Below are 1,384 nucleotides of genomic sequence, written 5' to 3'. Positions count from 1 at the left end.
TGATGCGGTGGACGGCCCCTGAGCGGCATCGATGTGCCAGGCTCGCGGCTGTTGAGGGCAACGAGCAGAGGAGCCGTCCACCATGGAGATTACCACGATCGGCCTGGACATCGCCAAGCGGGTGTTCCAGGCGCATGGAGTTAACGCCGTGGGTCGCGCAGTGCTGCGGCGCAGGCTCGGGCGGGCCGAGGTGCTCGACTTCTTTCGTACCCTGCCGCCGTGCCTTGTGGGCATTGAGGCGTGCGGCACGGCGCATCACTGGGCGCGCAAGATCCGCGCGCTGGGCCATGACGTTTGGCTGATCCCGGCCGCCTACGTGAAGCCCTACGTCAAGCGCGGCAAGACCGACGCGGCTGATGCCGAGGCGATCTGCGAAGCGGTGACCCGGCCGACGATGCGCTTCGTGCCGGTGAAGACGGCAGAGCAGCAGGCGGTGCTGGTACTGCACCGGACCCGGGAGCTGCTGGTTCGCCAGCGCACGGCGCTCGTGAACGCGCTCCGCGGACATCTGGCCGAGTTCGGTATCGTGGCGCCGCAAGGCATGAGCCGCGTTGCGGACCTGCTGGCGGTGCTGCTCGGCGAAGAGGAGGCCACGCTGCCGCCGCTGGCGCGGCAGGCGCTGCGTGGCTTGGCGGCAGAGTTGGAAGCGCTTGGGAAGCGGGTGGAGGAGATCGAGGCGGCGATCATCGCCTGGCACAAGGACAGCGAAGCCAGCCAGCGTCTCGCGGCCGTGCCCGGCATCGGCCCGATCACGGCGTCGGCGATCGTCGCCACAGTCGGCGGCGTGTCGAACTTCGCCTCGGCGCGGCACTTTGCGGCCTGGATTGGCCTCGTGCCAAAGCAGAACAGCACCGGCGGCAAGCCGCGACAGGGCGGCATCTCCAAGGCAGGCGACCGCTACCTGCGTCGCCTCCTGGTGCTTGGGGCGACCGCGGTGATCCGGCATACCCGCATCAAGGCACGGGAGGGATGGCTCATGAAGCTCATCGAGCGCCGCCCGACCATGGTCGCGGCCGTCGCGCAGGCGAACAAGACGGCACGGATCGTCTGGGCGCTGCTGGCGCGGGGCGAAAATTTCCGTCCGCAGCAGGGATCCGCGCAGCCCGCAGGCGCATAGGCATTGACGGTTCCCCGCCGGAGGTCGCCGCGATCGGCGGGTGCGTGAGGGCGATGGTGGCGTGATGGCGTACCGGTCGAACCCGGGGCCCGGCAGAGCCCGTTTAGAGTCTCGCGCCTCAGAGCGCGCGAAACTGATTGGGAGCCAGGTCGCGGATTGCATCAGGGCCAGCGGCCGTGTGCCGCGCAGACAGGCCGGACACATGACCGCACCCGACCGCGGCGCCAATCGTCAAATCGCCCTTGCGTCGAAGGGGCCGTCCACACA

General features: G+C 69.3%; 1 protein-coding gene. It reads left to right on the top strand.

Translation table 11 applies throughout. From position 1 onward, the window contains the following. Nucleotides 1-82: 82 nt before the first annotated feature. The gene (locus ACLF3G_RS29415; protein ID WP_430672925.1) at nt 83-1,117 is read left to right on the top strand and encodes an IS110 family transposase; all 1,035 of its coding nucleotides are present in this window, start codon (nt 83-85) and stop codon (nt 1,115-1,117) included. Nucleotides 1,118-1,384: the final 267 nt, after the last annotated feature.

This window comes from Falsiroseomonas sp. HC035 (assembly GCF_050563525.1).
Lineage (GTDB): Bacteria > Pseudomonadota > Alphaproteobacteria > Acetobacterales > Acetobacteraceae > Falsiroseomonas.
Note: the sequence above shows the minus strand (reverse complement) of the source record. Positions and strands in the feature narration are given on the sequence as shown.